This is a genomic window from Nostoc sp. FACHB-110 (genome assembly GCF_014697425.1).
Lineage (GTDB): Bacteria > Cyanobacteriota > Cyanobacteriia > Cyanobacteriales > Nostocaceae > Nostoc_B.
On record NZ_JACJRU010000039.1, the window covers coordinates 23,415 to 40,426 of the forward strand.

Annotated in this window: 4 protein-coding genes and 1 pseudogene; all 5 read left to right on the forward strand. The window is 40.7% G+C overall.

Going from position 1 to position 17,012, the window contains the following annotated elements; genetic code table 11:
• The first annotated feature begins 136 nt into the window (after positions 1-136).
• The 5 genes and pseudogenes from alaS to H6G69_RS26360 all read left to right on the forward strand — a co-directional run bounded on the left by alaS (position 137) and on the right by H6G69_RS26360 (position 16,991).
• The gene (alaS, locus tag H6G69_RS26340) at positions 137-2,779 is read left to right on the forward strand and encodes an alanine--tRNA ligase (protein WP_190692075.1); all 2,643 of its coding nucleotides are present in this window, start codon (positions 137-139) and stop codon (positions 2,777-2,779) included.
• 305 nt (positions 2,780-3,084) lie between these two features.
• Positions 3,085-3,765, forward strand: a pseudogene (locus H6G69_RS26345) (sensor histidine kinase); the annotation flags it as partial.
• Positions 3,766-3,840: 75 nt separating this feature from the next.
• On the forward strand, positions 3,841-9,717 hold the full coding sequence (locus tag H6G69_RS26350) for an ATP-binding sensor histidine kinase (protein WP_190692076.1): 5,877 nt from the start codon (positions 3,841-3,843) through the stop codon (positions 9,715-9,717).
• 73 nt (positions 9,718-9,790) lie between these two features.
• A complete protein-coding gene (locus tag H6G69_RS26355; RefSeq protein WP_190692077.1) occupies positions 9,791-15,187 on the forward strand; it encodes an ATP-binding sensor histidine kinase in 5,397 nt (1,798 codons plus the stop codon).
• Between the two features lie 301 nt (positions 15,188-15,488).
• Positions 15,489-16,991, forward strand: coding sequence for an ABC transporter substrate-binding protein (locus tag H6G69_RS26360; protein ID WP_190692078.1), 1,503 nt, complete (start codon positions 15,489-15,491; stop codon positions 16,989-16,991).
• Positions 16,992-17,012: the final 21 nt, after the last annotated feature.

Below are 17,012 nucleotides of genomic sequence, written 5' to 3' on the forward strand. Positions count from 1 at the left end.
ATGGTATATGTGTCGTCTTGTGCGGCATACTTCATCAAATCAAAGGATGAAAGCTGAAATTAATACTACCCTTTAGGAAGTGACCCCAAGGGTGTCTCAATACTTCACACTTGATAATTCATTATTCATTTCACCCATGTCTTCTAATCCCTACCTCAGCGGTAACGAAATTCGTACCAAATTCCTTAACTTCTACGCCCAACGGGAACACCAAATTCTGCCTAGTGCTTCCCTCGTGCCTGAAGATCCAACCGTGCTGCTGACGATCGCGGGGATGTTACCATTTAAGCCAATATTCCTGGGACAGCGCACACCCGAATTTAAAAGAGCAACCACATCGCAAAAGTGCATCCGCACTAATGATATTGAAAACGTCGGACGCACCAAACGCCATCAGACGTTTTTTGAGATGCTGGGTAACTTCAGCTTTGGTGATTATTTTAAAGAACAAGCGATCGCTTGGGGTTGGGAAATTTCTACACAAGTTTTTGGCTTTTCTCCCCAAAACCTTGTCGTCAGCGTTTTTGAAGAAGATGAGGAAGCATATAATATCTGGCGCGACAAAATAGGTGTAACAGAAGCCAGAATTAAGCGGATGGGTGCAGATGATAATTTTTGGGCTTCTGGCCCCACTGGCCCTTGCGGCCCTTGTTCGGAGATTTATTACGACTTCCACCCCGAACGCGGCGATGACAATATTGATTTAGAAGATGACACCCGGTTTATCGAGTTTTATAACTTGGTATTCATGCAGTACAACCGGGATGCAGCCGGGAATTTAACACCGCTACAAAATAAGAATATTGATACTGGTATGGGTTTGGAGAGAATGGCGCAAATTCTCCAAAAAGTACCGAATAACTATGAAACAGATTTGATTTTCCCGATTATTAAAACCGCCGCCGAAATTGCTGGCATTGATGATTATCATACAAGCGATGAGAAAGTCAAAGTCTCTTTAAAAGTCATTGGCGACCATGTACGTGCTGTAGTTCACATGATTGCTGATGAAATTCGCGCTTCTAACGTGGGACGGGGTTACGTTTTGCGGCGGTTAATTCGGCGGGTGGTGCGTCACGGGCGATTACTTGGCATTTCTGGTAATTTTATCACCCAAGTTGCGGAAACTGCGATCGCCCTGGCTGAATCTGCTTACCCCAATATCCGCCAACGGGAAGCAGCCATCAAAGCAGAACTAGAACGGGAAGAAACCAACTTCCTCAAAACCCTTGATAGAGGCGAGAAGCTTCTCGAAGATATTATTCAACAAGTCAAACAGCAAGGGCAAACCGAAATTAGTGGTGAAAGTGCCTTCACCCTATATGATACTTACGGTTTCCCCTTGGAACTCACCCAAGAAATCGCGGAGGAAAACAACCTCACCGTTGATGAAGCCGGATTTAATACCGAAATGCAAAAGCAAGTGGAACGCGCGAAAGCCGCCCACGAAACCATTGATTTAACTGTACAAGGTTCTCTCGACAAACTCGCAGAACATATCCACGCCACAGAATTTTTAGGTTATACCCAAGCGGCGACGACGGCGAAAGTGGAAGTATTGCTAGTTAATGGTGTCGCTGAAGAAGCAGCTGAAGCCGGGACAGAAGTACAAATCCTCCTCAACCAAACCCCATTTTATGCCGAATCTGGTGGACAAATCGGCGATCGCGGTTATATCTCTGGCGATGGTATTGTGGTGCGCGTGGAAGATGTGAAGAAAGAATCTGATTTCTTCGTTCACTTCGGCCGCATCGAACGGGGAACACTGCGGGTTGGCGATACAGTTACCGCCCAAATTGACGCTGCTTGTCGTCGTCGCGCCCAAGCAAACCACACCGCCACCCACTTATTGCAAGCGGCGTTAAAGAAAATTGTGGATGAGGGAATCTCTCAAGCTGGTTCACTCGTTTCCTTCGATAGATTGCGCTTTGACTTCAACTGTCCCCGCGCTTTAACTGCTGAGGAAGTCCAGCAAGTTGAAGAACAGGTGAACACTTGGATTTCTGAAGCCCACTCCGCCAAAATTGAAGTATTACCCTTAGCCGAAGCCAAAGCTAGAGGTGCTGTGGCGATGTTTGGGGAAAAATACGGAGAAGAAGTCCGCGTCATTGATTTCCCTAGTGTGTCTATGGAATTGTGCGGAGGTACGCACGTAAGTAATACTGCGGAGATTGGCGTATTCAAGATTATCTCTGAAGCGGGTGTAGCGTCTGGGGTACGGCGAATTGAAGCCGTTTCTGGCCCGGCGATTTTAGATTACTTAAATGTTCGGGATAAAGTAGTCAAAGATTTAAGCGATCGCTTTAAAGTTAAACCCGAAGAACTACCAGACAGAATCACAACACTACAAACCGAACTGCGAAACGCTGAAAAGCAATTAGAAACGCTAAAAGGACAACTAGCGATCGCCAAATCAGACAGCTTGTTAGACACAGCCCAAACCGTAGGCGACCATAAAATTATTGTTGCCCAACTCGAAGGCGTTGACCCCGAATCTTTAAAAACTGCGGCGGAACGGTTACTACAAAAAATCGGTAACGGTGCAGTCGTACTCGGTTCCGTTCCCGAAGCTGGTAAAGTCAGCATAGTTGCAGCCTTCAGTCCAGAGGTAAACAAGAAAGGTTTGCAGGCTGGAAAATTTGTCGGTGCGATCGCTAAAATCTGTGGCGGTGGCGGCGGTGGTAGACCAAACCTCGCCCAAGCCGGCGGCCGTGATGAAAGTAAATTACCAGCAGCTTTAGCACAGGCACAAACTGATTTACAGTCTGCTTTAGGTTAGTTCTTCTTGAAAGACTAGCTTTAGGGGTTGTTTCAAAAGTCTAATTTATTACTTTTCTTGGCGATTAGAAATCGCGCGCCATTGAGGGAGTCGGGGAACCCGCCCAACGCAATGGCTTGGCTACACAGACAAAACCCACCTGCGTGGGTTCAAAACCATTGATTTTTCATTAGTCCGCCTGTGCGGACTTTGTTTGTATAGTAGCGAATTATATTCGCCCAAAACTTTTAAAACATCCTCTTAGGGACTTCCAGAAAATAAATTATGCCATTATATATCTAGAAAATAATTTAACAAACGGGGCGTTGAAAATCTATCAAGACACCTTCTCTGATAAGACTGAAGAAATCATAGACCATGAGGTGGAAATTGATTTGGAATATACCATAGAAGACCTGCCGAAAATGATCGATTCTATGGCGATAGCTTGCGATAGATTAAAAAATATTAGTACTTCCCTCCGCACTTTCTCCCGTGCTGATCGAGATTACAAAGTGCCATTTAATCTTCACGAAGGCATTGATAGCACAATTTTAATTCTCAAACATCGTCTCAAAGCCAACGAACAACGTCCGGCAATTGCAGTAATCACTAACTACGGGGATTTACCACAAATTGAATGTTTCCCTGGGCAATTAAATCAGGTATTTATGAATATTTTGGCGAATGCCATTGATGCCTTAGATGAGTCAAATCACGGACGGAGTTTTGCAGAAATTCAAGCTCATCCTAACTCGATTATAATTACCACATCAATAGCAGATAAATATGCAAAAATCTCTATTGCTGATAACGGTAACGGGATGAGTGCAGAGGTAACACACAAAATCTTTAACCATTTATTTACTACTAAAGCTGTCGGTAAAGGTACAGGTTTAGGGTTGGCTATAGCAAAGCAAATTGTCGCAGAAAAACACGGTGGTCAAATCACAGTCAATTCTGTTTTGGGTGAAGGGACAGAATTTATTATCCAACTGCCAGTGTAAATTTTTACCTCATTATAAAGTATAAGTTAATCATCTGGGAATACTAAATCAAGACATTTTCAAGATTTAGTGATTATGATTGACACTATTGCGAAGATTCCTGGATATAGCATCAGCGAACAACTCTATAATGGCTCCCGAACACTGGTTTATCGCGCAGTTAGAGAAAGCGACTCAACACCAGTAGTTATCAAACTGCTGAAAAATCTTTACCCCGATTTCTCTGAACTCTTATTATTTCGGAATCAGTACACAATTGCGAAAAATCTCTACTACCCCGGAATCATTCAAGCCTATAGTCTAGAACCCTATCAAAATGGTTATGCGCTAGTAATGGAAGACTTTGGGGGAATTTCTCTCAAGGAATGGAAAACGGGGACAAACTTACTATCTTTACAAGAATTTTTATTGATAGCGATCGCACTATGTGACATCCTCAATTTACTCTACCATGAAAGAATTATTCATAAAGATATTAAACCCAGCAATATATTAATTAATCCCCAAACTAAACAAGTCAAATTAATCGATTTTAGTATTGCATCATTATTACCCAGAGAAACTCAAACCTTAGTTAACCCTAATGTTTTAGAAGGAACACTAGCTTATATCTCTCCCGAACAAACAGGGAGAATGAATCGCGGGATTGACTATCGCACAGATTTTTATTCCCTTGGTGTAACTTTCTATGAATTACTGGTAAATGAGTTACCCTTTGCATCTCATGATGCAATGGAATTGGTACATGCTCATATTGCGAAAACAGCACCGTTACTACATGAAATTAATCCAAATATCCCTTCAGTTATTTCAGCAATCGTCAGTAAGTTGATGGCGAAAAATGCTGAAGATAGGTATCAAAGTGCATTGGGTTTGAAATTTGATTTAGAAAAATGTCTGACGCAGTTAAGAGAAACTGGTGAAATTCAAAGCTTTGAGATTGCACAGCGTGATGTGTGCGATCGCTTCATCATTCCTGATAAACTTTATGGCAGAGAAACCGAAGTAAAAACCCTCCTAGAAGCATTCGATAGAGTTAGCCTTGGCGCAACTGAAATGATGCTAGTAGCGGGTTTTTCGGGAATTGGGAAAACTGCGGTTGTTAACGAAGTGCATAAACCTATAGTCAAACAACGCGGTTATTTTATTAAGGGTAAATTTGACCAGTTTAATCGTAATATTCCCTTCAGTGCCTTTGTCCAAACATTTCGTGATTTAATGGGCCAATTATTGACCGAAAGTGATGTCCAAATTCAGCAATGGAAACATAAAATATTAGAGGCTGTTGGGGAAAATGGACAAGTAATTATTGATGTCATTCCCGAATTAGAAAACATTATTGGTACTCAACCACCAGCAGTAGAATTATCAGGTGCATCTGCCGAAAATCGCTTTAATTTATTATTTCAAAAATTCACCCAAGTCTTTACAACTCCTGAACATCCCTTAGTGATGTTTTTAGACGATTTACAATGGGCTGATTCCGCATCACTCAAGTTAATGCAGCTATTAATGGCTGATACCGGATATCTTTTCATTATTGGTGCATATCGTGATAACGAAGTCTATGCCGGACATCCCTTATTATTGACTTTGAGTGAAATTCAAAAGACACAAGCAATAATTAACACAATTACTTTAGCACCACTAAGTCAAGTGCAAGTAAATTATTTAGTGGCTGACACATTCAAATGTCCAGAAAATTTGGCATGGAATATTTCTGTACTAATCTATCAAAAAACAGAAGGCAATCCATTTTTTACTACCCAGTTTTTCAAAGCACTGCATCAAGATGGACTCATTCAATTTGATTTTAATTTAGGCTGTTGGCAATGTGATATTTCCCAATTAAAGGCGCAAGCAGTTACAGATGGAGTAGTGGCTTTTATGAGTTTACAATTACGTAAACTGCCGCCCTCAACGCAAGAAGTATTACAGTTAGCAGCTTGTATTGGTAATTCTTTTGATTTAACAACTTTGGCTATTGTTGCAGAACAATCTCCAATTGAAACAGCAGCTTGTTTATGGAAGGCAATGCAAGAATGGTTGATTATCCCAATTGGTGATGTTTATAAGCTTTATGTTGGGCAAGAAAATATTGTAGACATATCGAAAAATCAACAAACTGTTACTTACAAATTTATACACGATCGCGTCCAGCAAGCGGCTTATTCTCTAATTCCTGATGACCAAAAACAAGCAACTCACTATCAAATTGGTCAACTACTTCTGCAAGAAATTTCTCCAGATACCAGAATTGAACGCATTTTTGAAATCGTCAATCAGTTAAATTATGGAACTTGTTTAATTAGTGAACAAACACAACGCATAGAACTAGCCGAACTTAACCTCATCGCCTGTCGCAAAGCCAAAAATTCTACCGCGTATAAAGCAGCCCGTGAATATGCCACAGTGGGATTGTCTTTGTTGGGAGAAAATGCTTGGCAACAGCAGTATGAAATGAGTCTCGCCTTCCATGAATTATCTGCGGAAGTCGCCATGCTAAGTGGTGATTTTGAGGTAATGGAACAGTTGATTGATATCGTCATCCAACAGACCCATTCTTTACTGGAACAGATCAATGTTTACCGTTTTAGAATTCAAGCCAAAATTTCCCACCGTCAACTTATTGAAGTGCTAGCAATTGGGATTGAACTTTTGCAGAAATTGGGCGAAACAATCAACGAATCACCCACACCAGAAGAAATTCAACAATCAATTCAAGAAATTAGTGACCTGATTGGCGGGCGGCAAGTTGCAGATTTTGTCAACCTCCCGGTGATGACAGATGCAAACAAAATTGCCATTGCTCATATTGCTAGCAGTATCATGTCAGCAGCTTACACCTGTGGATCTCCTTTATATCCATTATTAGCTACCTTATTAGTCAAATTATTCCTCCAGTACGGCAATACATCTATTTCTGCAACTAACTATGCTTGCTATAGTTTGGTTCTTTGTAATGTGCAGAAAAATGTAGATTTGGCGGTACAATTTGGGCAATTATCATTGAATTTAACATCAAAATTTGATGATAAAACAACTAAACCTGAAGTATTGTTTATGTTGAGCGGTTATATTTTCCACCGCAAATCTCACCTCAAAGAAACATTACCCCTGTTGAGTGAAAGTTACACACTGGGGCTAGAAGTTGGCAACCTAGAATATGCGGGATATAGTGGTCAGACTTTCTGCCGATATTCTTTTTGGTGCGGTCAACCCCTCGCTACTTTAGAAAAAGAAACCTACACTTACTACACCGCTTTAGTGCAATTGAAGCAATTGGGAACAGCTAATTATTGTTTGATTTATTGGCAAGTAATTTTAAATTTATTGGGTTTTGCAGAGCATCCTACCATTTTATCTGGCTCCGCTTTACAAGAAAAAGAATTTCTGCCCCTGTTACTGTCTGCAAATGATTTCTATGGACTATTCATTTTCCATTCATCTAAATTGACCCTGTGCTTTTTGTTTGGGGAAGTTGAGCAAGCTAACAATTATGCCCTTGAATGTAGAAACTATTTTATGGGAGGCGCAGGTAAAATTGGTGAACCTGCTTTTTATTTTTATGATTCGTTGATTGTTTTAGCACAATTAAGTCAACTTTCCGGTGAAAAATCAAGCCTATTAGAGAGGGTGGAAAAAAATCAAACTCAATTACAGCTATGGGCGCACTATGCACCCATGAATCACCAGCATAAGTTTGATTTGGTAGAGGCAGAAAAATGTCGCGTTTTCGGACACAAAGCCGAAGCTAGCGAACTCTATGACAAGGCAATATCGGGAGCGAAAGCCAATGAATATATCCCAGAAGAAGCATTAGCTAACGAACTCGCCGCTAAATTCTACTTAGATTGGGGCAAACAGCGCATAGCTCAAGAATACATGATTGAAGCTTACTATGCCTATGCCCGTTGGGGTGCAAAAGCCAAAGTCTCCGACTTAGAAAGACGCTACCCCCAATTACTCATTCCTATATTACAGCAAAGCCGTTCGCCTCTTTCCACTAACGAAACTATCATCAGCTTGGGGAGTGTCACATCTACCAGTTCGGGTACATCCAGCAGTAGCAGTGTCTCCAATACTCTCGATTTAAAAGCAATTCTCAAAGCATCTCAAAATATCTCTCGTGAAATCGAACTAGAAAAATTACTTTCATCTTTACTGAGAATCGTGATTGAAACTGCTGGGGCTGATAAATGTGTGTTAATGCTGTTGCAAGACAATCATCTGTTAATTCAAGGCGCAATTACCCAAGGAACACAACCCATTGTGTTGCAAAATCTTGCTATTGCAGACAGTCAAGATATTCCCCACAAGCTCATTTACAAAGTCAAGCATAGTCAACGAACTGTAGTGTTACTGGATGCAACCGCAGATACCACCTTAGCCCATGACCCCTATATTATCCGCCAGCAGCCGTATAGTATTTTGTGCAGCCCAATTTTACATCAAGGTAAGTTGTTGGGGATTTTATATCTGGAAAATAGTTTAGCAAAGGGAGCATTCACGAGCGATGGCTCCGCCAACACCAAGGGCGAACGCGTTGAACTACTCAACCTCATCTGTGCTCAAGCCGCCATTTCTCTAGAAAATGCCCAACTTTATCAACGAGAACAGGAAAAATCTCAGTCATTACAAGCATCACTAGAACAATTACAACACACCGAAGCCTCTCTGGCAAAAGAACGAGAGTTTTTGAAGGCGATTATTGAAAATATTACCGATGGGATTGTTGTTTGTGATGTGAGTGGCAAACTAATTTTATTTAACAAAGCAACTGAAGAATTTCATGGCTTCCCGGTGAAATCATTGCCACCAGAACAATGGGCAGAAAATTTCTCACTCTATCAAGCGGATGGTCAGACACTTCTATCAACAACAGAAATACCATTATTACGAGCATTACAAGGAGAAAAAGTCGAAAATGCTGAAATGGTCATTGCACCGAAGCAGGGTGATCGAAGGAGTTTATTAGCCAGTGGACAAGCAATCTTCGATCCTTATGGTAACAAAGTTGGTGCGGTTGTTGTGATGCGAGATATTAGCGATCGCAAACAAGCTGAACTTACCTTGCAGCAAAAATCCCAAGAGTTAGAACAAGCATTACAAGACTTACAACAAGCCCAATTACAAATGGTGCAAACTGAAAAAATGTCTGCCTTGGGTAACTTAGTCGCTGGTGTCGCCCACGAAATGAATAATCCTTTGGGCTTTATTGCTGCTAGTCTCAAACAAGCTAAACCAACATTCAGCGATATTATCGAACACTTGAAACTCTATCAAGACACTTTAAGCGATAAAACTGAAGAAATCATAGACCATGAATCAGAAATTGATTTGGAATATACCATAGAAGACTTGCCGAAAATGCTCGATTCTATGGCGATAGCTTGCGATAGATTAAAAAATATTAGTACTTCCCTCCGCACTTTCTCCCGTGCTGACCGAGATTACAAAGTCCCATTTAATCTTCACGAAGGCATTGATAGCACAATTTTAATTCTCAAACATCGTCTCAAAGCTAACGAACAACGTCCGGCAATTGCAGTAATCACTAACTACGGGGATTTACCCCAAATTGAATGTTTCCCTGGGCAATTAAATCAGGTATTTATGAATATTTTGGCGAATGCCATTGACGCATTAGATGAATCGAATCATGGCAAGAGTTTTGAATCAATTCAAGCTCATCCTAACTCAATTACAATTACCACATCAATAGCCGCTCAATCCGTGAAAATCTCGATTGCTGATAACGGCAAGGGGATGAGTGCAGAGATACAACACAAAATATTTGACCATTTATTTACTACTAAAGCTGTCGGTAAAGGTACTGGCTTAGGATTAGCTATAGCAAAGCAAATTGTCGCAGAAAAGCACTGTGGTCAAATCACTGTCAATTCTGTTTTGGGTGAAGGGACAGAATTTATCATTCAACTGCCAGTGTAAATTTTTACGTCATTACAGAGGAAAGTTGATCTTTGGGAATACTAAATCAAGACATTTTCAAGATTTGGGTATTATGATTGACACTCTTGTGAAGATTCCTGGTTATAGCATCAGCGAACAACTCTATGATGGCTCCCGAACACTGGTTTATCGCGCAGTTAGAGAAATTGACTCAACACCAGTAGTTATCAAACTGCTGAAAAATGCCTATCCCAGCTTTAGCGAATTGCTATTATTTCGCAACCAGTACACCATCGGGAAAAATCTCACCTCACCCCTGATTATTCAAACCCATAGCCTAGAAGCCTTACATAATGGCTATATGCTAGTCATGGAAGACTTTGGGGGAATTTCTCTTAAGGATTATTTTGCCAAAAATCAAAATGTTACATCTAGAGAGGAGTTTTTAGTAATAGCGATCGCACTCTGCGACATCCTAGACTTACTCTACCACGAAAGAATTATTCATAAAGATATTAAACCCAGCAATATATTAATTAATCCTGAAAATAAACAAGTTAAATTAATCGACTTTAGTATTGCATCTTTATTACCCAGAGAAACCCAAACCCTAGTTAATCCCAATATTTTAGAAGGAACACTAGCTTATATCTCTCCCGAACAAACCGGGAGAATGAATCGAGGGATTGACTATCGTACAGATTTTTATTCCCTTGGTGTAACTTTCTATGAATTACTGGTAAATGAGTTACCCTTTGCATCTCATGATGCAATGGAATTGGTACATGCTCATATTGCGAAAACAGCACCGTTACTACATGAAATTAATCCAAATATCCCTTCAGTTATTTCAGCAATCGTCAGTAAGTTGATGGCGAAAAATTCTGAGGATAGATATCAGAGTGCATTGGGTTTAAAATTTGATTTAGAAAAATGTCTAACTGAGTTAAGAGAAACTGGTGAAATTCAAAGCTTTGAAATTGGACAAAGGGATTTGTGCGATCGCTTCATTATTCCTGATAAATTATATGGGAGAGAAACAGAAGTCACAAGCTTGTTACAAGCATTTGAGCGAGTGACTCACGGCACATCAGAAATAATGTTAGTAGCAGGCTTTTCCGGGATAGGTAAAACTGCTGTAGTCAATGAAGTCCACAAGCCAATTACCCATCAGCATGGTTATTTTATCAAAGGTAAGTTTGATCAATTCAATCGTAATATTCCCTTATCTGCCTTTGTACAAACTTTGCGCGATTTGATGGGGCAATTATTATCAGAATCAGATGCACAATTAGCGCAGTGGCGTAATCAAATTACGCAAGTTGTGGGAGAAAATGGGCAAGTTTTGATTGACGTAATTCCAGAACTGGAGAAGATTATTGGTAAACAACCCGATGCGCCAGAAATTTCAGGTACGGCGGCGCAAAATCGGTTTAATTTGTTGTTCCAAAAGTTTATTGCTATTTTCACCACAAAAGAACATCCATTAGTGATGTTTGTGGATGACTTGCAGTGGGCAGATTTGGCTTCCCTACAGTTAATTAAACTGCTGATGGAGGATAAGAATTATCTGCTATTGTTAGGGGCTTATCGAGATAACGAAGTGTCAGCCGCACACCCGTTGATGTTAACCGTGGAGGAATTGAAGAAAGTAGGTAAGACCGTGAATACGATTACGCTGGAACCGCTTTCTTTAAAAGATACTAATCAGTTAGTGGCTGATACTTTGAATTGTACAACTGAACGAGCGCTTTCCATCACAGAATTAATCAATCGCAAAACCAAAGGCAATCCCTTTTTCACAACTCAATTTTTCAAGGCGTTATACGAAGATGGACAGATTACGTTTAATCGCCAACACGGTTATTGGGAATGTGATTTGGCGCAAGTAAAGGGGCTATCTTTAACTGATGATGTAGTAGAATTTATGGCACATCAGTTACAAAAGTTGCCTCAAGAAACGCAAAATATATTAAAATTAGCTGCTTGTATTGGTAACTCTTTTGATTTAAATACTTTGGCAATTGTTTGCGAACAATCAACATCTCAAGTAGCGGATGGTTTGTGGAAATCTTTGCAGGAAGGATTGATTTTACCTCAAAGTCAAGTTTATAAGTTTTATCTGAGTAATGGGCAAGAAGTTAATACTAGAAATATCGAAAATTTAGCTTATCGGTTTCTACATGATCGCGTCCAACAAGCTGCTTACTCTTTAATTCCCGAAGACCAAAAACAAGTCACCCATCTGGCAATTGGTCAATTATTGCACGCTAATACACCTGTTAATCAACTAGAATCAAATATTTTTGAAATTGTCAATCACTTAAATATAGGCATTGATTTGATCACTCAGCCTGAGACAAAACTGGAGTTAGCACAACTGAATTTCATGGCAGGATGCAGAGCTAAAAGTGCGATCGCTTATAATGCAGCAGTTAACTACTTCACCCAAGGCATTAACTTACTCCCTGCTGATCCTTGGACAACAAACTACAAATTAACTCTAAATCTACACCAAGAGCGTCTCGAAGCTGCTTGTCTGAATACAGACTTTGACAAGTTAGCAGCCTGGGATGACATCATCTTGCAATCTGCGACTTCTTTGCTCGACACCATCAAAGTCTATGAAGTCCGAGTGATGGCTTTCCGCTCTCAAGGTAAATTTGCCGAAGTAGTTGAAACTGGGTTGCAGGTGTTGAAATTACTCGGTGTGGAATTTCCCAAACAACCCACTCAAGCAGATATTGGTGCAGCAGCACAATATACACGGCAACTATGGATAGGAGATAAACCCTTAAGTTTGGCAGATTTGCCTGCAATGAACGATCCCTATCAACTAGCAGCAATGCAAATCATGACTAAACTTGTGTCGTCTGTTTACATTGTAGCACCTGAACTTTTACCATTACTCATCTTCAAGCAAGTTGAGATGTCTATTCAGTTTGGTAATTCCGCTGTTGCTATTTTTTCCTATGCAGACTACGGATTAATTCTCTGTGGTTTTATGGAAGATATTCATGCTGGCTATGAATTTGGACAATTATCATTACAGTTACTAGAAAAATTTCAGATTAACGCCTTTAAAAGCAGAGCTTACTTTGTTGTCAACAGCTTTATTCGCCACTGGAAAGAACCCTTGAGCCAGTCTATCCAATTTTTGTTGGAGGGCTACCAAAGTGGGCTGGAAACCGGAGATTGGGAGTCTGTAGGACTAAACATACTAACATACTCTGAGTACGGCTACTGGAGTGGTCGAGAATTAAGCACTTTGGCTGAGGAAATGGAAACCTATCGACAAATTATCAGCCACGTTAAGCAAGAACCAATTTTAAAATCTTATGACTGTTGGCTACAAACAATTCTAAATTTATTAGGCAGAAATGAAAACCCCTATTTTTTGACAGGTGAAGTCTTCCGTACCGCCCAAGTTTTGCCTCATTTACAGGCTACCAATGATCGAGGGGGATTATTTCGTATTGCTTTGTCTCAAGCCATTCTCTATTATCTGTTTGGAAAATATGAACAAGCTGGGGAACAAGCAGCTATAGCAGAACAATATAGTAATGCTAGTAGTGGCAGTTTTATGATAGTTGTGTTGGTCTTCTATCATGCTTTAATTCATTTGTCCCAATATGAAACGGCTGATCATGAACAACAATCAATAATCATTGAGCGCGTCAATAGTCATCAAGAAAAAATACAAAATTGGGCAAATTTAGCTCCCTTTAATCATCAACATCGCTGGCAACTTGTAGCAGCAGAAAAATTACGAGTTTTAGGTCAAAACTATGAGGCAATGGCACATTATGATTTAGCTATTGCTAGTGCAAAAACCCACTGTTATTTACAAGATGAAGCACTCAGCAACGAATTGGCTGCTAAATTCTACCTCAACTGGGGGAAAGAGAAAGTCGCCGCAGGTTATATGCAGCAAGCATATTATTGTTATGCTCATTGGGGAGCAAAAGCTAAAGTCGCAGACTTAGAAAGACGCTACCCCCAATTACTAGCCCCCATATTACAGCAAAGCCGTTCGCCTCTTTCCACTAACGAAACTATCTTCCCCTTGGAAACTGTGACATCTACCAGTTCGGGTACATCCAGTAGCAGTATTTCAGATACTCTTGATTTAAAAGCAATTCTCAAAGCATCTCAAACTATCTCCGGTGAAATCGAACTAGACAAACTACTTTCATCGTTACTTTCCATCATCATCAAAATTGCTGGGGCTGATAAATGCATATTAATGCTGTTGCGAGACAACTGCCTGCTAATTAAAGGCTCAATTACCCAGGGAACAAACCCCGTGGTATTCCAAAACCTTCGGGTTGAAGACAGTCAAGATATTCCTCACAAGCTGATTTATAAAGTCAAGCACAATCAACAAACTGTTGTGTTATCGGATACATCTGTAGATAGTACCTTAGCCAACGATCGCTATATTATCAGTCAAAAGCCAAAGAGTATTTTGTGCAACCCAATTTTACATCAAGGCAAATTACTAGGGATTTTATATCTAGAAAATAGTTTAGCGAAAGGAGCGTTTAAGGGCGAACGCGTCGAACTACTCAACCTCATCTGCGCTCAAGCCGCTATTTCCCTAGAAAATGCCCAATTATATGAGCGAGCGCAGCAGTATGCCCAAGAATTAGAACAAGCATTAGACAACTTACAAAACGCCCAATTACAAATTGTCCAAAGTGAGAAAATGTCAGCCTTGGGTAACTTAGTCGCTGGAGTTGCTCACGAAATGAATAACCCTTTAGGATTTATTGCCGCCAGTCTCCAGCAAGCTAAACCCACCTTTGCTGATATTATCGAACATTTGAAACTCTATCAAGAAACCTTCAGCAATAATAGGAAAGAAATCCTCGAGCATGAGTCAAAAATTGATTTGGAATATACCATAGAAGACCTGCCTAAAATACTCGATTCTATGATACTTGCTTGCGATAGATTAAAAAATATCAGCACTTCCCTCCGCACTTTCTCCCGTGCTGACAGAGATTACAAAGTACCATTTAATCTTCACGAAGGCATTGATAGTACAATTTTAATTCTCAAACATCGTCTCAAAGCTAACGAACAACGTCCCGCAATTGAAGTAATCACTAACTACGGTGATTTACCCCCAGTTGAATGTTTTCCTGGGCAATTAAATCAGGTATTTATGAATATTTTGGCGAATGCTATTGACGCATTAGATGAATCGAATCACGGACGTACTTTTGCAGAAATCCAAGCTCATCCTAACTCTATTACAATTACCACATCAATAGCAGATAAATATGTAAAAATCTCCATTGCTGATAATGGTAAAGGCATGAGTGAAGAGATTCAACAAAGAATATTTGACCATTTATTTACTACTAAAGCTGTCGGTAAAGGTACGGGTTTAGGATTAGCTATAGCAAAGCAAATTGTCGAACAAACCCACGGTGGAAAGTTGAAATGTCATTCTGTTGTGGGTGAAGGTACTGAGTTTGTGATGAAAATTCCAGTATTTTGAAATTTCTGAGCGTATCTGGGAATACTAAATACTGAGGTTTTGACAATAGTTTTACCTTATACCAATTCGCAATTCGCAATTCGCAATGACGCTCGCAGGCTCGCTAACGCTGCGCTAACGCAATTTGCAATTTGCAATTTGCAATGACGCGACGCTCGTTCCTCGCTAACGCTTCGCTAACGCAATTAAGAAATCTAGCTCCAGTAAGACTTTCCTGATTTCTATCTGTCGCATTCTTTTCTTAAATTGGTATTACTTAATTTAAATAATACTTTTAAAAAATTCTCTCAGATACATTTTCATGAATGACGTAGATTATCAACAACGTTTAGCTGTAGCCAAAGCAGTTAAGCAATTTCGACAAGGACGAATCAACCGTCGTGAGTTCCTGAAATTTTTAGGATTGGCTGGCTTTGGTTTTAGTAGTGCCCGTTTTTTGAGTGGTTGCAGTCAGCCTGTAAAAAAGCGATCGCCTATTGCATTGCAACTAGCCGATCTGCTCACCTCGGATCAAAAACAGTTTCTTCAAGAAATTGGCAAATCTCTCAAGGGGAAAACCCTGCGGATTGTCACAGAAGATATGGCATCCTGTCAGGCAATCTCCAGGATTACAAAACAACAGTTTACTCCGTTGACGGGAATTGAAGTGGAGTGGAGTTTGCTACCACTCGATCGCGTCCTCGCCCGCATCACCCAAGACACCGCGCGACAAGCCGGAGTGCATGATATTTTCTACGTTGATCAATCATGGATTGGACGATTGATTAATGACAGTGTGAACCCCAAAAGCCTGTTAGATAAGCAAGATTTTGCCTATCCCGGCTACAATTTTGACGACATCCTCAAACCCCTGTTAGATAACGTTGCTTCCTACAAAGGGCAATTGGGCGGGATTCCCATTGATGTTCCCATCTTTATCATGATGTATCGCCGGGATGTGTTGCAGGATTTGGGGCTAAAAGTACCCACCACCATGTCGGAATATTTAGCAGTGGTGAAAGCCATTCATCAAGCAAAATCGCCCCAAATGTCTGGCACAACTGGGCAATGGCTACCGGGTTCCTATGCCCTGAACTGCGATATGACCTCTTGGTTATGGGCATTTGGCGGCTCGGTGTTTGGTGCGGATGAACAACCTGCAATTAATGACGAAAAAGCGATCGCGGGTTTGGAATACATGATGGAACTAGGACAATATATGGCTCCCCCATCGCGTGTATCTGATTGGTATGGACAGGCCAATGCTTTCATCCAGGGACGAGCCGGGATTTACATTTCTTGGGGTGAATTTTTTCCCGGGTTTGATGATCCTAAAATCTCCAAGATTGTCGGTTTAGCAGAAGCCGCACCCTGTCCTAAAGAAGTCGCATTGCGATCGCCATCAGAATGCAGTTTTGGCGAAGTCCCTGGCATTAGTCACCAAGGTGGTAGCTGTTTAATGCTCTCTCGCTACAGCAAAAATATAGACGCAGCTTGGGTGTTTCTGCAATGGATTACGAGTCCAGAAATTAGTCTGTTAGCCAGTCTGGAAGCAGGCTCAAGTGGCATCCGCAGAAGTACTTATGAGTACCCAAAAACGCAACTACAGGGACAAATCACCGCAACTACAACGCGAAGACACATGGGGGTAGTGCTTGATGCCATTCTCAATCGGATGGGTACAGAACCCCATTTACCCAACTGGGCGCAATTAGCAAATGGCGACTTTCCCATAGAACTGGGCAAGATGGTCACTCAACAACAAACGGTAAAAACAACAGTCGAGCAGATGGCTAAACTAGCCGCCGCCGCTAAATCAGCTTGATGTCATTCAAAAAAACCGTTG